We start from the raw sequence: 17,647 nt of genomic DNA, 5'->3' as shown, positions 1-17,647 counted from the left end.
CCGCCGCCCCGCCCAAGCCCACCTGGGACCCGCGCCAGCCCGTCGTGCGCCCGTTCCCCTGGCTGCGGCCGACGATCCGGATACGGCTCACCCTGCTGTACGGCGGCATGTTCCTGATGGCCGGCGTGCTGCTGCTGACGATCATCTACCTGCTGGCCGCGCAGGCCCTGGAGGTCGGCAGCGAGCCGATCGTCAAGCTCCTCAGCGGCAGCAGGGTCGAGGTGACCGGCGGCCGCTGCCCGGACCTGGTGAACGTCAATCTTCCGGCGGACGAAGCGAACCGCATTCTCCGCAGCTGTACGGACCACCAGCGGGCGCTCGCCCTCGACGGCCTCCTCAAGCGCTCCCTGCTCGCCCTCCTCGGCCTCGCGGTGATCGCCTTCGCCTTCGGCTACGCCATGGCCGGGCGGGTGCTGTCGCCGCTGGGCAGGATGACGCGGACCGCCCGCCGGGTGGCTGCAACGGACCTGTCCCGGCGCATCGAACTGGGTGGTCCGGAGGACGAGTTGAAGGAGCTCTCGGACACCTTCGACGAGATGCTCGACCGGCTGGAGCGGGCCTTCACCGCGCAGCAGCGCTTCGTGGCCAACGCCTCGCACGAGCTGCGCACGCCGCTGGCGATCAACCGCACGCTGCTGGAGGTCACCCTCTCCGACCCCGGTGCGCCCGCCGAGCTCCAGCAGCTCGGCAAGACGCTGCTGGCCACGAACGAGCGCAGCGAGCAGCTGGTGGAGGGCCTGCTGCTGCTCGCGCGCAGCGACAACGAGATCGTCGACCGCAAGCCCGTGGACCTCGCCGAGGTGGCCTCGCGGGCGCTGGACCAGACGCGCTCGGAGGCCCAGGGCAAGGGCGTGGAGCTGCGCGGGACGCGCCAGCCCGCGGTCGTCCAGGGCAACGGCGTGCTGCTCGAGCGGATCGCGCTGAACCTGGTGCAGAACGCCGTCCGGTACAACGCGCCGGAGGGCTGGGTCGAGGTCACCACGCAGGCGCAGCCCGGCCGGGCGGTGCTGGTGGTGGAGAACACCGGTCCCGTGGTGCCGGCCTACGAGCTGGACAACATCTTCGAGCCGTTCCGCCGGCTGCGCACGGAGCGCACGGGCAGCGACAAGGGCGTCGGCCTGGGGCTGTCGATCGTGCGCTCGGTGGCCCGCGCGCACGGCGGGCAGATCACCGCGGAGCCGCGCGAGGGCGGTGGATTGATCATGAGAGTGGTCCTGCCCACCTGAAAATTTCTGCGAGAATAGGGCGGCCGTAGGTTCGCTTTGGGCGGAATTTTCACATTCCGACCCTTGCTGTGAGTGTGTGTAATCGCTCACACAGGCAAACTTCCGGCCATCCACTCTCCGTGATCAGCGGGCTCGCCGGAACGCCGGAAAAATGGGGGTTTCCGCTGGTCCTGATCACGGGAAGTACACGTGATGGCGCATCCGCATGCGGCATTCGGACCGTGTACGGTCCGGTTCGCCATCCAACCCCATCACCTCTTCAGGTGTGCGGTTGGGTGTCGATTGAGTAACAGACCTTGATGTGAGGCAAAATCTCCGCCTCGGGTCGGGCACAAGTCCGGCCTCTCACGCGTTACGTGCGCTGGAGACACCGCAGACACCCAGAGGGGGAGAGCGACATGGCAACGGACTACGACACCCCACGCAAGACCGACGACGACGTCGACTCGGACAGCCTTGAAGAGCTCAAGGCCCGCCGGAACGACAAGTCGGCGTCGACCGTCGACGTGGACGACTTCGAGGCCGCGGAGGGCATGGAACTGCCCGGCGCGGACCTCTCCAACGAGGAGCTGGCCGTCCGGGTCCTGCCCAAGCAGGCCGACGAGTTCACCTGCATGAGCTGCTTCCTCGTGCACCACCGCAGCCAGCTGGCTCGTGAGAAGAACGGCCAGCCGATCTGCCGCGACTGCGACTGAGGAACGGGTCTGCGATGGCAGGCTCGACCCCGTTCCGGAAGCGGCGCTCCCGGCAGCCCGAGCTGACCACCGGGCCGGACCGGGAGGCCGTCCGGCAGGGCGACGACGCCCCTGCCCCTGGCGACACGGTCGGCACTCACGTCGAGCGAGGCCGCACGGCCTCGCTCGCCGCTGCCGTCGGCCGTGGCGCCACCAAGGGCGGCCGGGGAGCGCGGGCGGGTCTTTCCGCCCTCGTCGACCGGATCGTCGCGAACGCCCCGCGCATCCCTGTGCGCGACCTCGCGACCCTGCGGGCGCAGTTCCCGGGCCTCGGTCCGGAAGAGCTCGCCGACAAGCTGGTGGCGGGCGCGGTCAACGCCACGTCCACCGTGGGCGCCGGAGTCGGGGCCGCGGCGATGCTGCCGGTGCCGCCCGCGATGCCCGCCGAACTGGCCGCCGAGATCATCGGAGTGGCCGCCGTGGAGCTCAAGCTGATCGCCGAGCTCCACGAGGTCTACGGCCTGCGGGCCCCCGGCACGCCGCGTCAGCGCTCCCTGGCCTATCTGGCCGCCTGGGCCGACGAGCGCGGGATCGACGTCACGGCCCCCACCACCGTCAATGCGGCCCTGGGGGGTCAGCTCCGGCGCGAGCTGCGCCAGCAGATCCTCAAGCGCACGTTCCGCAACCTGCCCAACGTCGCCCCGTTCATGATCGGCGCGACCGTGGGCGCGGTGATGAACCGCCGCGACACCAGAAGGGTCGCGGCCAAGGTCCGGCGGGACCTGCGCGCCCGGCAGGTGCCGTGGGAAGCGCTCCCGGAGGGCTGTGAAGGCCCTCCGCGGCTGCCCTGAGCCCGCCGGCGGGCGCGGACCGCCGGAAGAGCGCCGGAAGCCCCGTCAGGACGCCCGTACCGCCGTGAGCGCCTCGGCCAGCCGCTCGGGAGAGCGCGTGGAGAGATAGACGTACGGAGTGGGGTCGGCCGGGTCCGTGATCTCGATCCGGACCGCGGTCGGCACGTAGCCGCGCAGCAGCATGAAGGCACGGGTGTCCGCCTTGTACGTGCGCCAGGCGCGGGCCTCCTCGGCGTCCAGCACCTGCGGCGTCCCGAGCGCCTCGACGGGGATGCGGGCGTCGCCCGCCACCAGCGCGTCGCCCACCACGCGGATGCGCACGGACCCGTAGGAGCTGACGGCGACCGCCGCGAGGGCCCCGCCCCCCACCAGGCCGCCGAGCAGGGGAACGGTCCCCAGGGGCAGCAGGATCAGTGCCATCGCGACGCCGGCCAGAACCGCGATGAACCACCAGGAACGGGGCGCGGTGAGACGTTCTTCGTAAGCCTGCATGGGCCCAAGCTTGACACGAGCGGGACCGGGCATGGCCGTCGCGGGTAAGGTCAGCCCCTGTGAGTGGACGAACGACAGCGCTGACGCCGCCGGAGGGGGCCCTGCCCCCGGTGCGGCACCCCGACGCGCCCGCGCCCGGCGAGACCATCGGGTCGCACTACGAGTACTGCTTCGGCTGCGGCCCCGGTGTCCCGCACGGCCTGCACGTCGAGGTGCGGGCGGGTGACGGCGTGTGCGTCTCCGCGGAGTTCCGGGTCAAGGAGGCGCACCAGGGCGCCCCGGGCCTCGCTCACGGCGGGGTGCTGGCGACGGCGCTGGACGAGACGCTGGGCTCGCTGGGCTGGATGCTGCGGGTGATCGCGGTGACCGGCCGGCTGGAGACCGACTTCCTGCTGCCGGTCCCCGTCGACACCGTTCTCCACCTGCAGGCCGAGGTGAAGGCCGTGCACGGCCGTAAGATCTACGCCGCGGCCACCGGCCGGATCGGCGGGCCCGGGGGCCCGCTCGCCCTCCGTGCCGAGGCGGTGTTCGTCGAGGTGAAGGTCGACCACTTCATCGAGAACGGCCGTCCCGCAGAGATCCAGGCCACGCTGGCCAACCCCGACCAGGTGAAGGTCGCGCGAGCTTTCGAGGTGAACCCGTGACGCGTCAACCCTTGGACGTCCTCATCCGCCGTGTGGACCCCGAGGTGCCCCTCCCCTCCTACGGTCACCCCGGTGACGCCGGCTGCGACCTCGTGACCACCGAGGCCGCCGAGCTGGCCCCGGGGGAGCGCATGGTGCTGCCGACGGGGGTCTCCATCGCGCTGCCCGACGGCTACGCCGCCTTTGTGCACCCGCGTTCGGGCCTCGCTGCCCGGTGCGGAGTCTCCATGGTGAATGCCCCGGGGACCATCGATGCCGGGTACCGTGGAGAGATCAAGGTGATTGTGGTCAATCTGGACCCGCGGGAGACCGTCCGGTTCGAGAGGTTCGACCGCATCGCCCAGTTGGTCGTCCAGCAGGTAGAGAAGGTCCGCTTCCACGAGGTCGCGGAGCTTCCGGGCTCGGCACGGGCCGAAGGGGGCTTCGGGTCCACCGGTGGCCACGCTGCCGTGGGGTATGGATTCGCTTCGGTCGCCAGCGACCGGGAAGGACAGTGACGTGTTCGGTCGTCGCCGCAAGCGCAGTGAGGACGTAGTCGAGGATGCCGGCCGTCCCGACGACGTGACCTCCGAGGAGTTGGCTGAGGACTCAGCGTCGGACGCGCAGGACTCCGCGGCCGACAGCCGCGTCCGGCTGGAGCCGGAGCCCCGCCCCGACGGGCCGTGGGACCTCTCCGAGGTCCGTGACCCCACCGAGGGCCGGGTCGACCTGGGCGGCCTGTTCGTGCCCGGTGTCGAGGGCATGGAGCTGCGCGTGGAGGTCGCGGGTGACGCGATCGTCGCCGCCACCGTGGTGCTGCGCGACAGCGCCGTGCAGCTGCAGGCCTTCGCCGCCCCCAAGCGCGAGGGCATCTGGGTCGAGGTCCGCGAGGAGATCGCCTCCGGCATCACCCAGCAGGGCGGTGTCGTGGACGAGGTCGAGGGCCCGCTCGGCTGGGAGCTGCGGGCCCAGGTGCCGGTGGCGCTGCCGGACGGCACGCAGGGCGTGCAGATGGTCCGCTTCATCGGGTGCGACGGGCCGCGCTGGTTCCTGCGCGGTGTGATCTCGGGCCAGGGCGCGGTGCAGCCGCAGACCGCCGGCCTGCTGGAGCAGATCTTCCGGGACACCGTCGTCGTCCGCGGCGAATCCCCGATGGCCCCGCGCGACCCGATCGTGCTGAAGCTGCCGGAGGACGCCCAGATGGTCGCCGAGGGCCTGCAGCAGCCGGACGACGACCGCTCGCGCTTCGCGGGCGGCGTGGACCGCCTGGAGCGCGGTCCGGAGATCTCCGAGGTGCGCTGACGCCTTCCTCCGCCGCCGGCCCGCCACCGGCCGCCGACGGCTGGATTACGGCGTTCCGCTGGGCCGCAACCCCTGACCGGGGTTGCGGCCCAGCGGCGTTTTTGCAGGTCAAAAAGGGGCCCGTATGGATTGCGTCAAGGGGGCGCTAATGGCCGTATAGAGGGCGTCAACGGAGCGTGCGAGGGCTCCCGGGAGCGGTTTCCTGTGATGGTCCGTTCCTCTCCGAACCCTCTCTAGGAGCACACGATGGCCGACGTGGCCTTCGTCGTCACCACGATCGCGGTCTTCGCGCTGGTGGCTCTCGTCGCCAAGGGGGTGACGAAGCTGTGACCGCCGAGAACATCGTCGGCCTGGTCGTGGCCGTCGCCCTGCTGGGCTACCTGATCCTCGCCCTCGTCTTCCCGGAGAGGTTCTGAAGTCAGATATGAGCCCCGTCCTCTCCGGAGCCCTCCAGCTCCTCGCGCTCGTCGCCGCGCTGGCGCTGGTCTACCGCCCGCTGGGCGACTACATGGCCCGCGTCTACGGCTCCGAGAAGCACCTGCGCGTGGAGAAGCTGCTCTACCGCACCATCGGCGCCGACCCGGACGCGCAGATGCGCTGGCCCGCCTACCTGCGCGGCGTCCTCGCCTTCTCCGCCGTCGGCCTGCTGTTCCTGTACCTGCTGCAGCGGATCCAGGGCGTCCTGCCCGACTCGCTGTCGCTGGGCTTCACCGCGATCAGCCCGGACCAGGCGTTCAACACCGCCGCCTCGTTCGTCGCCAACACCAACTGGCAGTCGTACTCGGGCGAGCAGGCCATGGGCCACGCCGTCCAGACGCTCGGCCTCGCGGTGCAGAACTTCGTCTCCGCGGCCGTGGGCATCGCGGTGGCCGTCGCGCTCGTCCGCGGCTTCGCCCGGTCGCGCACCGGCGAGCTCGGCAACTTCTGGGCCGACCTCGTGCGCGGCACCGTCCGCATCCTGATCCCGCTCTCGGTGATCGGCGCGCTCGTCCTGGTCGCCTGCGGTGCGATCCAGAACTTCTCCGGCATCCACGGCATAGGCCAGCTGGCCGGGGGCACCCAGCAGGTCAACGGCGGTGCCGTGGCCTCGCAGGAGGTCATCAAGGAGCTCGGCACCAACGGCGGCGGCTACTTCAACGCCAACTCCGCCCACCCCTTCGAGAACCCCAACGCCTTCTCCAACCTCTTCGAGATCTTCCTGATCCTCGTCATCCCGTTCGCGCTGACCCGCACCTTCGGCAAGCTCGTCGGCAACGTCCGCCAGGGCTACGCGATCCTCGCGGCCATGGGCGTGATCTGGCTCGGCTTCACCGTGCTGATGATGGGGACCGAGTACGCCCACCACGGCGCCGCGCTGCAGGCCGCGGGCGGGGCGATGGAGGGCAAGGAGCAGCGCTTCGGCGTCGGCGCCTCCGCGATCTTCGCGACCACGACGACGCTCACCTCCACCGGTGCGGTGGACTCCTTCCACTCCTCCTTCACCGGCCTGGGCGGCGGCATCACGCTGCTGAGCATGATGCTCGGCGAGATCGCGCCCGGCGGCGTCGGCTCCGGTCTCTACGGCATGCTCGTCATGGCGATCATCGCCGTGTTCATCGCGGGCCTGATGGTCGGGCGGACGCCCGAGTACCTCGGCAAGAAGATCGGCACCCGCGAGATCAAGCTCGCCGCGTGCTACATCCTCATCACCCCGACCCTGGTGCTGGGCTTCACGGCCCTGTCCATGGCGCTGCACGAGCCGCCGGAGTCGATCCTCAACAACGCCGGGGCCTCCGTGAACGGCAGCGGAGCGCACGGCTTCTCCGAGGTCCTCTACGCGTTCACCTCGGGCGCCAACAACAACGGCTCGGCCTTCGCGGGCCTGAACGCCAACACGCCCTGGTACAACACCACGATCGGCCTCGCCATGCTGCTCGGCCGCTTCCTGCCGATGGTCTTCGTCCTGGCCCTGGCCGGCTCGCTCGCCGAGCAGCAGCCCGTCCCCGAGACCGCCGGCACCCTGCGCACCGAGAAGCCGCTCTTCGCGGGCCTGCTCGTCGGCGCGATCCTCATCATCACCGGCTTGACCTACTTCCCGGCCCTGGCCCTTGGCCCGATGGCGGAGGGACTTTCATGAGCACCACCACCCCTGTCCGTACGGAGTCCGGGAACCCCGGGGACCCTGCGGACCTCCGCCCGCACGGCGGCCAGGCGCCCGGCCGCGTCTCCGGCGGCCTCTTCGACCCGGCGCAGCTGCTGAAGTCGCTGCCGGACGCGTTCCGCAAGCTCGACCCCCGGGTGATGGTGAAGTCCCCGGTGATGTTCGTGGTCCTGATCGGCTCGGTGGTCACCACCGTGCTGGCGGTCAAGGACCCGGGGGACTGGTTCGGCTGGGCGATCACGGTCTGGCTGTGGCTGACGGTGCTGTTCGCCAACCTGGCGGAGGCGGTCGCCGAGGGGCGCGGCAAGGCGCAGGCCGACACCCTGCGCAAGGCCAAGACCGACACGGTGGCCCGGCGGCTGAACGGGGACGCGGAGGAGTCGGTGCCGGGCACCGAGCTGCGCGTGGGCGACCTGGTGGTCTGCGAGGCGGGCGACGTCATCCCGGGCGACGGCGATGTCGTCGAGGGCGTGGCGTCCGTGGACGAGTCGGCCATCACCGGCGAGTCGGCCCCGGTCATCCGCGAGTCCGGCGGTGACCGCTCGGCGGTCACCGGCGGCACGAAGGTCCTCTCCGACCGCATCGTCATCAAGATCACGACGAAGCCCGGCGAGACCTTCATCGACCGGATGATCAACCTGGTCGAGGGCGCGGCCCGGCAGAAGACGCCCAACGAGATCGCGCTGAACATCCTGCTGGCCTCGCTGACGATCGTCTTCCTGCTGGCCGTCATCACCCTCCAGCCCTTCGCGATCTACGCGGGCGCCGAGCAGTCGATGATCATCCTGGCGGCGCTGCTGGTCTGCCTGATCCCGACGACCATCGGCGCGCTGCTGTCCGCGATCGGCATCGCGGGCATGGACCGGCTGGTGCAGCGCAACGTCCTGGCGATGTCCGGGCGCGCGGTGGAGGCCGCGGGCGACGTCTCGACGCTGCTGCTCGACAAGACCGGCACCATCACCTACGGCAACCGCCAGGCGGCGGAGTTCGTGCCCGTCAAGGGCACCACGGCCGCCGAGGTCGCCGACGCCGCCCAGCTCTCCTCGCTCGCCGACGAGACGCCCGAGGGCCGCTCGATCGTCGTCCTCGCCAAGGAGAAGTACGGCCTGCGCGAGCGCCACGAGGGCGAGCTGGTGGGCGCCGAGTGGGTGCCGTTCACGGCGCAGACCCGGATGTCCGGCGTCGACGTGGAGGGGCGCAAGGTCCGCAAGGGCGCGACCGGTTCGGTCATCGCCTGGGTCGAGGAGCGCGGCGGCCGCGTCGCCGAGGACGCCCGCAAGCTCACCGACGAGATCTCCCAGGCCGGCGGCACGCCCCTGCTCGTGGCCCTGGAGGACGCCAAGGGACCGCGCGTCCTGGGCGTCATCCACCTCAAGGACGTCGTCAAGGACGGGATGCGCGAGCGGTTCGAGGAGCTGCGCCGCATGGGCATCAAGACCGTCATGATCACGGGCGACAACCCGCTGACGGCCAAGGCCATCGCGGAGGAGGCCGGCGTCGACGACTTCCTCGCCGAGGCCACGCCCGAGGACAAGATGGCGCTCATCAAGCGCGAGCAGGCCGGCGGCAAGCTCGTGGCGATGACGGGCGACGGCACGAACGACGCCCCCGCGCTCGCGCAGGCGGACGTGGGCGTGGCCATGAACACCGGCACCTCGGCCGCCAAGGAGGCCGGGAACATGGTGGACCTGGACTCCGACCCCACCAAGCTCATCGAGATCGTCGAGATCGGCAAGCAGCTGCTCATCACGCGCGGCGCCCTGACGACCTTCTCGATCGCCAACGACGTCGCCAAGTACTTCGCCATCATCCCGGCGATGTTCGCGGTGGCCTACCCCGGTCTGGACAAGCTCAACATCATGAGCCTGACCTCGCCCGAGTCGGCCATCCTCTCGGCGGTCGTCTTCAACGCGCTGATCATCGTGGCCCTGGTGCCGCTGGCCCTCAAGGGCGTGCGCTACCGCCCGATGAGCGCCGACAGCATGCTGCGGCGCAACCTCGGAATCTACGGGCTGGGCGGCCTGATCGCCCCGTTCGTCGGCATCAAGATCATCGACATGCTCATCTCCCTCATCCCTGGCATCGGGTGACGTCACCATGAACACTTCCGTACACAGCACAGCCCGCCTGCTGGGCGCGGCGCTGCGGGCCCTGCTCGTCCTCACGGTGGTCTGCGGTGTGATCTACCCGCTCGTCGTCACCGGCATCGCCCAGGCGGCCTTCCACGACAAGGCCAACGGCTCCGAGATCAAGGCCGGCGGCCGGTCCGTCGGCTCCGAGCGGCTCGGCCAGGCCTACGACCTCGACCAGAAGGACAAGGACGGCAACCCGCTGCCGGACCCGAAGTTCTTCCAGCCGCGCCCCTCGGCGGCCGGCCCGAACGCCGAGAACACCCGGTACAAGCTGGTCGTCTCCGGCGCCTCCAACCTCGCCGCCGACAGCAAGACCCTGCTGGACGCAGTGGAGAAGCGCCGGGCGGACGTCGCCGCCTTCAACCGCGTCTCCCCGTCGGCGGTCCCGGTGGACGCCCTGACGGCCTCCGCCTCCGGCCTCGACCCGGACGTCTCCCCGGCGTACGCGCGGCTGCAGGCCAAGCGGGTCGCCGAGGCCAACGGCCTGCCCGCCGCCCGGGTCGAGAAGCTGGTCGAGGACCACGTGGACGGCCGCATCCTCGGCTTCATGGGCGAGGAGCGCGTCAACGTCCTGAAGCTCAACATCGCGCTGCAGGAGCTCGCGAAGAAGTAACGCGCCCCGCGGCCGAGGAAGCAGCAGGCCGCAGGGAGTGCGGACGGGGTCCGCCGGGTGAACCGGCGGGCCCCGTCCGTCATTCGTGTAAGACCCCGCACTTCCGTGGGAATTCCGGTGAATGTTCGACCAGTGCAGGGCACCCTGGGGAACGTGGTCACATTGAACCCGCAGCCCCATGTCGCCCCAGCCGCCCCGCACATGGTGGTGTGCGGGGACGACGGGCTCGCGCACCGGCTCGCGGCCGAGCTCTCCGGTGTCTACGGCGAGCGCGTCACCGTCGTCCTGCCGCCGGCGCGCGAGGCCCGGCAGCGCCCCGCGCCCGCGCTCGGCCGTGCCGCGGCCCTCTTCGGGCGCGTCACCGGAGTCGTGGGCCGCGCGGGGGCGCCCGACCGCAACGGCACGGCGGCGGGCGGCGGCCTCGTGCGCGTCCTGGAGGCGGCGGAGCCCGGCGAGGAGGCGTTCACCGAGGCGGGGGTGGACCGGGCCACGGCCCTCGCCCTCGTCTACGACGACGACGAGACCAACGTCCAGGCGGCCCTCCTCGCCCGCCGCCTCAACCCCCGTGTCCGGCTCGTCATCCGCCTCTACAACCGCAGGCTCGGCGAGCACCTGGCGAAGCTCCTCGACCAGGCCGCCCGGCTGGCCGCGGCCGCGGACGGCGCGCCCGCCGGCGACGTCGAGGCCGCCACGACGACCGTCCTGTCGGACGCCGACACGGCCGCCCCGGTCCTCGTCACCGCCGCCGTCTCCGGGCATAACAAGGTCATCGAGGCCGGGGGCCTGATGCTGCGGGCCGCCGAGCGGTCCCAGGCCGTCGCCGGGCGCGGGCAGGGGCGGGAGCTGTGCACCCTCGCCCTGCTCTCGGCGCCGCCGCGGCCGGGCAGCACGGAAGTCCTCGACGGCGACGGCCCCTTGCTGCTGCCGGGCGACGTACGGCTGCCCGGCACCGAGGGGCGCGGGGAGGTCGTCCTGGAAGCGGTGCCCTTCGCCCTGCAGCCCACGCCGGGGCCGGCCGACCGCGGCCTGCCGCTGGGCTCCTTCTTCTCCCGGCGCCTGCGCTGGGCGCTGGGCCTGCTGACCGCCGCCGTCTGCGCGCTGGCCGTCGCGTCCTGGAGCGTCACCAGCGACGACCCCGCGCACGCGGTCTACCTCTCGGTGCTCGACCTCTTCGCCATCAACGAGCCGGCGATCAAGGAGGGCCACGGCCGTAAGGTCCTGCAGCTGCTCTCCGGTCTCACGGGTCTGCTGCTCCTGCCCCTGCTGGTGGCCGCGGCCCTGGAAGGGCTCGGAACCTTCCGCTCCGCCACGGCGCTGCGCCGCCCGCGGCGCGGCCTGTCCGGCCACGTGGTGCTGCTGGGGCTCGGCAAGATCGGCACCCGGGTGCTGGCCCGGCTGCGCGAGCTCGGCATCCCCGTCGTGTGCGTGGAGCGCGACCCGCAGGCCCGCGGCGTCGCGCTCGCCCGCTCGCTGCGCGTGCCCACGATCATCGGCGACGTCACCGAGGAGGGCGTGCTGGACGCCGCCAAGGTCGGGCAGAGCGGCACGCTGCTGGCGCTGACCAGCAGTGACATCACCAACCTGGAGGCCGTCCTGTACGCCCGGGCCGTCAACCCCGGTGTGCGGGTCGTCATGCGGCTGTACGACGACCGCTTCGCCAAGGCCGTCTACCGCACCCTGCGCGACTCCCACCCCCGGGCGTGGACGCGCAGCCGCAGCGTCTCCTTCCTCGTCGCCCCGGCCTTCGCGGGCGCGATGATAGGACGTCAGATCCTGGGTGCGGTCCCCGTCGAGCGGCAGGTCGTCCTCATCGCGGCGCTGGAGGTGGAGGGCCGCCCCGAGCTGAACGGCCAGCTCGCCGGAGAGGCGTTCGTGCCCGGCGCGTGGCGGGCGCTGGCGGTGACCACCCGGCGCCTGGAGGCCTCCGGCCGGGAGGAGACCCGCCTGATGCAGGACCTGCCCGGCCGCTACGTCCTGGGCGGCCAGGACCGCGTCATCGTCGCCGCCACCCGGCAGGGCCTCGCCGACCTCCTGGGCCGCAGACCGGTGCCGCGCCCGCGCTGACGCGCGGGGCGGGGCCGCCGGGCGTCCCGGAGCCGGCAGGCCGTCCGGCGCGCCCCGGTGACACCGCCGGGCCCCGTGATCCCCTCCGGAAGCGCGCCGTCCGCTACCAGACGTCCCCCGGCCGCCAGTCGCACGTCAGTTCCCCGTCCAGGTCCGGCTTCGCCGTCAGCGGCATGACGTAGACGCAGCCGTCCTCCCCGGGTGTGCGCCGCGGGCCCGTGGGGGAGAGCACCGACAAGGGCCCGCGCCACTGCTGCCAGCCGCGGCCGGCGTAGAGCGGCACGGCGTCGTCCGCCGCGCCCAGCGCCCCCAGCTCGTAGCCGCCGCGGCGCAGGACCTCCTCCAGCGCCTCCATCACGGCCGAGGCCACGCCCTGCCGGCGCCGGTCCGCGCGGACGGCCACGCCCTCCACGTAACCGGTGCGCAGCGCCTGCCCGCCGTGCAGCATCCGGCGCTGCACGAGCGAGCCGTGGCCGATCAGCTCACTGCCCTCCCACGCGAGGGCGTGCATGCCGCCCACCGTGTGGTCCCAGTCCTCGTCGGAGAAGTCCCCCTCGAACGCCTCGTCCATCAGGGCGCGGACCGCGGCGATTTCGGCTTCCGTCAGCCCGGAGGTGTGCGCCGTGCGTATGTCAGTCATGCCGCCATGCTGGCAGCCCGCCCGCCGGGCCGGACCGGACGGGGCGCGAAAGGTCACGGCGCACCGCGTCAGAGCTGCGTCAATACCGCGTCCGGCACCCCTGGGCGCCCCATATGTCCAGAACTTTGGCCGTAAGGTCGACCGTACGCGGCAGTGCGAGCACATCAGCACATCCGGCCGGCGCGCACCGTCCGCCGTCCGGACACCGTCGCGTGAGGTGAAAGACAATGAGGCCATGGGACGCGGCAAGCTTCGGATCTACCTCGGCGCGGCACCGGGCGTCGGCAAGACGTACGCGATGCTCTCGGAGGCCCACCGCCGCGTGGAGCGCGGCACGGACGCCGTGGTCGGCTTCGTGGAGCACCACGGCCGGCCCCGCACCGAGGTCATGCTGCACGGGCTGGAGGAGGTGCCCCGGCGGGAGATCACCTACCGCGGGGCCGTCTTCACCGAGATGGACCTCGACGCCGTCCTCGCCCGCCGCCCGGCCGTCGTCCTCGTCGACGAGCTCGCCCACACCAACGTGCCCGGCTCGCGCAACACCAAGCGCTGGCAGGACGTCGAGGAACTGCTCCAGGCGGGCGTCGACGTGGTCTCCACCGTCAACATCCAGCACCTGGAGTCGCTCGGCGACGTGGTGGAGTCGATCACCGGCGTCCGGCAGCAGGAGACCGTGCCCGACGAGGTCGTGCGCCGCGCCGACCAGATCGAGCTGGTCGACATGTCGCCCCAGGCCCTGCGCCGCCGCATGGCCCACGGGAACATATACAAGTCCGACAAGGTCGACGCCGCCCTCTCCAACTACTTCCGGCCGGGCAACCTGACCGCGCTGCGCGAGCTCGCCCTGCTGTGGACCGCCGACCGCGTCGACGAGTACCTGCGGCAGTACCGCACCGAGCACAGCGTCTCCACCATCTGGCAGGCCCGCGAGCGCATCGTCGTCGGCCTCACCGGCGGCCCCGAGGGCCGCACCCTGATCCGCCGCGCGGCGCGCATGGCCGCCAAGGGCTCCGGCAGCGAGATCCTCGCCGTCTACATCGCCCGCAGCGACGGGCTCACCTCGGCCTCGCCGAAGGAGCTCGCCGTCCAGCGCACCCTGGTCGAGGACCTCGGCGGCACCTTCCACCACGTGATCGGGGACGACGTGCCCGCTTCGCTGCTGGAGTTCGCCCGCGGGGTCAACGCCACCCAGATCGTGCTCGGCTCCAGCCGGCGCAAGACCTGGCAGTACGTCTTCGGCCCCGGCGTCGGCCAGACCGTGGCCCGCGACTCCGGGCCCGACCTGGACGTCCACATCGTCACCCACGAGGAGGTCGCCAAGGGCCGCGGCCTGCCCGTGGCGCGCGGCGCCCGCCTGGGCCGGGGCCGCCTCGTGGCGGGCTGGCTCGTGGGCCTCGTGGGCCCGGCCCTGCTCAGCCTGCTGCTGACGCAGGCCGGCCCGGACCTCGGCCTCGCCAACAACATGCTGTTGATCCTGTGCATGACGGTGGCCGCGGCCCTGCTCGGCGGCCTGCTGCCGTCGCTCGCCTCCGCGGCCTTCGGCTCGCTGCTGCTGAACTACTTCTTCGTCGAGCCCCTGCACCGGTGGACGATCACCGACCCCAAGAACATCGTCGCCATCTCGATCTTCGTCTTCGTCGCGGTGTCCGTGGCGTCCGTGGTGGACCTGGCCGCGCGCCGCACCCACCAGGCGGCCCGGCTGCGCGCCGAGTCCGAGATCCTCTCCTTCCTCGCCGGCAGCGTGCTGCGCGGCGACAACAGCCTGGAGGCCCTGCTGGAGCGGGTCCGGGAGACCTTCGCCATGGAGTCCGTGGCGCTGCTGGAGCGCGCCAGCGAGGTCGACCCGTGGACCTGCGCGGCCGCCGTCGTGACCAACTCGGGCAAGCCCCTGCTGCGGCCCGAGGACGCCGACGTCGACATGCCCGTCGGCGACAACATGGCGCTCGCCCTCTCCGGGCGCGTCCTGCCCGCCGAGGACCGCCGGGTGCTCGCCGCCTTCGCCGCGCAGGCCGCGGTCGTCCTGGACCGGCAGCGGCTGGTCGGCGAGGCCGAGCGGGCCCGCCGCCTGGACGAGGGCAACCGCATCCGCGTCGCCCTGCTCGCCGCCGTCAGCCACGACCTGCGCACCCCGCTCGCCGCGATCAAGGCCGCGGTGTCCTCCCTGCGCTCGGACGACGTCGCCTGGTCCGAGGAGGACGAGGCCGAGCTGCTGGCCGGCATCGAGGACGGCGCCGACCGCCTCGACCACCTCGTCGGCAACCTCCTCGACATGTCGCGGCTGCAGACCGGCACCGTCACCCCCCTGATCCGCGAGATCGACCTGGACGAGGTGGTGCCGATGGCCCTGGGCGGCGTCCCCGAGGGCAGCGTCACCCTCGACATCCCCGAGTCCCTGCCGATGGTCGCCGTCGACCCCGGCCTGCTGGAGCGCAGCGTCGCCAACGTCGTCGAGAACGCCGTCAAGCACAGCCCCGGCGGCACGCCCGTCCTGGTGGCCGCGAGCGCGCTCGGCGACCGCGTGGAGGTGCGGGTGGCCGACCGCGGCCCCGGCGTCCCCGACAGCGCCAAGGACCGCATCTTCGAGCCCTTCCAGCGCTACGGGGACGCGCCGCGCGGGGCCGGCGTGGGTCTCGGCCTGGCCGTCGCCCGCGGCTTCGCCGAGGCCATGGGCGGCACCCTCGCCGCCGAGGACACCCCCGGCGGGGGCATGACCATGGTCCTCACCCTGCGGGCCGCCGACGGCATCGCCCCCGTCCGCCCGGACCTCCCGGCGCAGGCCACTTCGTGAGCCGTCCCCCGCGCACCGACAGCCCAGCAGTCCCCGTCCCCGATCCCGGGCCCCTCCGGCGGGCCCGCACGAACAGCAGAGGTGGTTACCGATGAACCGGGTGCTCGTGGTGGATGACGAGCCGCAGATCGTCCGCGCCCTCGTGATCAACCTCAAGGCGCGGAAGTACGAGGTCGACGCCGCGCCCGACGGCGCGACGGCCCTCCAGCTCGCCGCCGCCCGCCACCCCGACGTGGTCATCCTCGACCTCGGCCTGCCCGACATGGACGGCGTCGAGGTGATCAAGGGGCTGCGGGGCTGGACCCGGGTGCCGATCCTGGTGCTCTCCGCCCGCCAGACCTCCGACGAGAAGGTCGAGGCGCTGGACGCCGGCGCGGACGACTACGTCACCAAGCCGTTCGGCATGGACGAGCTGCTGGCGCGCCTGCGGGCCGCCGTGCGGCGCGCCGAGCCGACGGGGGCTGCCGCCGCGGGGGACGACGCGATCGTCGAGACCGAGGTCTTCACCGTCGACCTCGCGGCGAAGAAGGTCAACCGCGAGGGGCGCGACGTGCGGCTGACGCCGACCGAGTGGCACCTGCTGGAGGTCCTGGTTCGCAATACGGGCCGTCTCGTCAGTCAGAAGCAGCTGCTCCAGGAGGTCTGGGGCCCGTCCTACGGCACGGAGACGAACTACCTGCGGGTGTACATGGCCCAGCTCCGGCGCAAGCTGGAGCGCGATCCCTCGCACCCGAAGCACTTCATTACCGAACCTGGGATGGGGTACCGCTTCGAGCTGTGACGGGGGTGGCGGGTGCCGGGCCGGGGTCCGGCGAGGGGGCTGCCGGGGCAGGAACCCGCCCGGAGGGCTGCCGGTACGCTGGGTTCATGAGTGCCGTACCCCGTTCCGAGAAGCCGACCGGCCGCTTCCGCCGGATGCTCGACCGGCTGTCCACCTCGCAGGAGGAGCTGCACCACGCAGAACTGCAGCAGGACGCGGAGGCCACGGGCTGCACGCGGATATGCGACTGCGACGACCGCCAGATAGTCAAGGTCACCGGCACGCTGCGGACCGTCACGCTCCGCCCCCGTGCCGGGGTGCCCGCGCTGGAGGCCGAGCTGTTCGACGGCTCGGCCGCGCTCGACGTCGTGTGGCTCGGCCGTCGTTCCATCGTCGGCATAGAGCCCGGCCGTAAGCTGATCGCCTCCGGCCGGATCTCGATGAGCCGTGGCCGCCGGGTGCTGTTCAATCCCAAGTACGAACTCCGACCGCTCGGACAGGAGTAGCGGGTGACGTCTCTCGACAAGCCGATGGTGGACCAGCAGGGGACGGGCGGTGACGGCCCCGACGCGTCGGCGGCGACCAAGGCCGCCCTCTTCGAGGCCTTCGGCGGGGTGCGGGGCATGGTCGAGACGACCGTGCCGGGGCTGGTCTTCGTGGCGATCTTCACGGTCAAGCGGGACATCCACACCGCGGCCATCGCCGCGCTGGGCCTCTCGCTGCTGATGGGCATCGCCCGGCTGCTGCGCAAGGACACCGTTAAGCACGCCTTCAGCGGTGTCTTCGGGGTCGCGATCGGCGCGGTCTTCGCGATGATGACCGGTGACGCCAAGAACTTCCACCTGCCCGGGATGCTCTACACCCTGGGCCTGGCCGTGGCGTACATCGTCACGTCCCTGGTGGGCTATCCGCTGCTCGGCCTGATCCTGGGCCCGGTGTTCAAGGAGAACCTCTCCTGGCGCACCCGCAACCCCGGCCGCAAGGTCGCCTACACCAAGGCGAGCTGGGCCTGGGGCCTGATCCTGCTGGCCAAGTCGGCGATCCTCTTCCCCCTGTACTGGTGGGGTGACGCCACGCAGCTCGGCTGGGTGAAGGTGGCCCTCGGCATCCCGCCGATGCTGCTCTCGGTCTACCTGACCTGGATCTTCCTGGCCAAGGCCCCGCCGCCGATCGATGTGATCGCGGAGATGGAGGAGGCCGAGCGCGCCGAGAAGGCGGCGAGCAGCAAGGCCCTGAGCTGATCGCTCCTCCCCCCCCCACGCACGGAGAACGCCGCTTCGACCTTCTCGACCTCGTCGGTGCGCATCATCACATGCACCAGATCGCCTTCCTGCAACACCGT

General features: G+C 71.9%; 17 protein-coding genes and 1 pseudogene. 15 read left to right on the top strand and 3 right to left on the bottom strand.

What is annotated here, in order from left to right:
• The 3 genes from ACSNOG_RS26250 to ACSNOG_RS26240 all read left to right on the top strand — a co-directional run.
• On the top strand, positions 1-1,226 hold a 1,226-nt coding region (locus ACSNOG_RS26250), incomplete at its 5' end, for a sensor histidine kinase (RefSeq protein WP_436755175.1).
• 398 nt (positions 1,227-1,624) lie between these two features.
• On the top strand, positions 1,625-1,921 hold the full coding sequence (locus ACSNOG_RS26245) for a DUF4193 domain-containing protein (RefSeq protein WP_030366107.1): 297 nt from the start codon (positions 1,625-1,627) through the stop codon (positions 1,919-1,921).
• Positions 1,922-1,935: 14 nt separating this feature from the next.
• Positions 1,936-2,751, top strand: coding sequence for a hypothetical protein (locus tag ACSNOG_RS26240; RefSeq protein ID WP_436755174.1), 816 nt, complete (start codon positions 1,936-1,938; stop codon positions 2,749-2,751).
• A 45-nt stretch (positions 2,752-2,796) separates the two neighbouring features.
• Here the strand turns inward: ACSNOG_RS26240 and ACSNOG_RS26235 are convergent, their stop codons facing one another.
• The gene (locus tag ACSNOG_RS26235) at positions 2,797-3,243 is read right to left on the bottom strand and encodes a DUF3093 domain-containing protein (RefSeq protein WP_436755173.1); all 447 of its coding nucleotides are present in this window, start codon (positions 3,241-3,243) and stop codon (positions 2,797-2,799) included.
• 59 nt (positions 3,244-3,302) lie between these two features.
• Between ACSNOG_RS26235 and ACSNOG_RS26230 the strand changes: the two genes are divergently transcribed.
• The 8 genes from ACSNOG_RS26230 to ACSNOG_RS26195 all read left to right on the top strand — a co-directional run bounded on the left by ACSNOG_RS26230 (position 3,303) and on the right by ACSNOG_RS26195 (position 12,117).
• Positions 3,303-3,887 (top strand): PaaI family thioesterase, encoded by a 585-nt coding sequence (locus tag ACSNOG_RS26230; RefSeq protein ID WP_436755172.1) that lies wholly within the window; start codon positions 3,303-3,305, stop codon positions 3,885-3,887.
• Positions 3,884-4,384 carry a dUTP diphosphatase gene (gene dut / locus ACSNOG_RS26225; RefSeq protein WP_058042151.1) on the top strand — a complete coding sequence of 167 codons (501 nt, stop codon included), beginning with the start codon at positions 3,884-3,886 and terminating at the stop codon, positions 4,382-4,384. The genes ACSNOG_RS26230 and dut overlap by 4 nt, the downstream gene beginning before the upstream one ends.
• A gap of 1 nt (position 4,385) precedes the next feature.
• Positions 4,386-5,168, top strand: a complete 783-nt coding sequence (locus tag ACSNOG_RS26220) for a DUF3710 domain-containing protein (RefSeq protein ID WP_436755171.1) — start codon at positions 4,386-4,388, stop codon at positions 5,166-5,168.
• 326 nt (positions 5,169-5,494) lie between these two features.
• A complete protein-coding gene (gene kdpF, locus ACSNOG_RS26215; RefSeq protein WP_043188605.1) occupies positions 5,495-5,584 on the top strand; it encodes a K(+)-transporting ATPase subunit F in 90 nt (29 codons plus the stop codon).
• Positions 5,585-5,592: 8 nt separating this feature from the next.
• On the top strand, positions 5,593-7,284 hold the full coding sequence (gene kdpA, locus ACSNOG_RS26210) for a potassium-transporting ATPase subunit KdpA (protein ID WP_436755170.1): 1,692 nt from the start codon (positions 5,593-5,595) through the stop codon (positions 7,282-7,284).
• On the top strand, positions 7,281-9,398 hold the full coding sequence (gene kdpB / locus ACSNOG_RS26205) for a potassium-transporting ATPase subunit KdpB (RefSeq protein WP_436755169.1): 2,118 nt from the start codon (positions 7,281-7,283) through the stop codon (positions 9,396-9,398). The genes kdpA and kdpB overlap by 4 nt, the downstream gene beginning before the upstream one ends.
• 7 nt (positions 9,399-9,405) lie before the next feature.
• Positions 9,406-10,053 carry a potassium-transporting ATPase subunit KdpC gene (kdpC, locus tag ACSNOG_RS26200; protein WP_436755168.1) on the top strand — a complete coding sequence of 216 codons (648 nt, stop codon included), beginning with the start codon at positions 9,406-9,408 and terminating at the stop codon, positions 10,051-10,053.
• 153 nt (positions 10,054-10,206) lie between these two features.
• Positions 10,207-12,117, top strand: coding sequence for an NAD-binding protein (locus ACSNOG_RS26195; protein ID WP_436755167.1), 1,911 nt, complete (start codon positions 10,207-10,209; stop codon positions 12,115-12,117).
• 103 nt (positions 12,118-12,220) lie between these two features.
• On the opposite strand, the gene ACSNOG_RS26190 is transcribed toward ACSNOG_RS26195, so the two are convergent.
• Complete coding sequence (locus ACSNOG_RS26190) at positions 12,221-12,757, bottom strand: GNAT family N-acetyltransferase (protein WP_436755166.1); 537 nt, start codon at positions 12,755-12,757, stop codon at positions 12,221-12,223.
• Positions 12,758-12,992: 235 nt separating this feature from the next.
• Here ACSNOG_RS26190 and ACSNOG_RS26185 point away from each other — a divergent pair, with 235 nt between their 5' ends.
• From ACSNOG_RS26185 to ACSNOG_RS26170, 4 genes are all read left to right on the top strand, one after another.
• Entirely contained in the window at positions 12,993-15,545 is a 2,553-nt protein-coding gene (locus ACSNOG_RS26185) for an ATP-binding protein (RefSeq protein ID WP_436755165.1), read from the top strand.
• Between the two features lie 91 nt (positions 15,546-15,636).
• Positions 15,637-16,326, top strand: a complete 690-nt coding sequence (locus ACSNOG_RS26180; protein WP_058042159.1) for a response regulator — start codon at positions 15,637-15,639, stop codon at positions 16,324-16,326.
• Positions 16,327-16,412: 86 nt separating this feature from the next.
• Positions 16,413-16,811 carry an OB-fold nucleic acid binding domain-containing protein gene (locus ACSNOG_RS26175; protein ID WP_079110128.1) on the top strand — a complete coding sequence of 133 codons (399 nt, stop codon included), beginning with the start codon at positions 16,413-16,415 and terminating at the stop codon, positions 16,809-16,811.
• A gap of 3 nt (positions 16,812-16,814) precedes the next feature.
• Positions 16,815-17,546 (top strand): DUF3159 domain-containing protein, encoded by a 732-nt coding sequence (locus ACSNOG_RS26170; protein ID WP_436755164.1) that lies wholly within the window; start codon positions 16,815-16,817, stop codon positions 17,544-17,546.
• Positions 17,547-17,569: 23 nt separating this feature from the next.
• Here ACSNOG_RS26170 and ACSNOG_RS26165 read toward each other — a convergent pair.
• Positions 17,570-17,647, bottom strand: a pseudogene (locus tag ACSNOG_RS26165) (TrkA family potassium uptake protein); the annotation flags it as partial.

The organism is Streptomyces sp. URMC 124 (genome assembly GCF_051386455.1).
In the GTDB taxonomy this organism is placed as follows: domain Bacteria; phylum Actinomycetota; class Actinomycetes; order Streptomycetales; family Streptomycetaceae; genus Streptomyces.
Note: the sequence above shows the minus strand (reverse complement) of the source record. Positions and strands in the feature narration are given on the sequence as shown.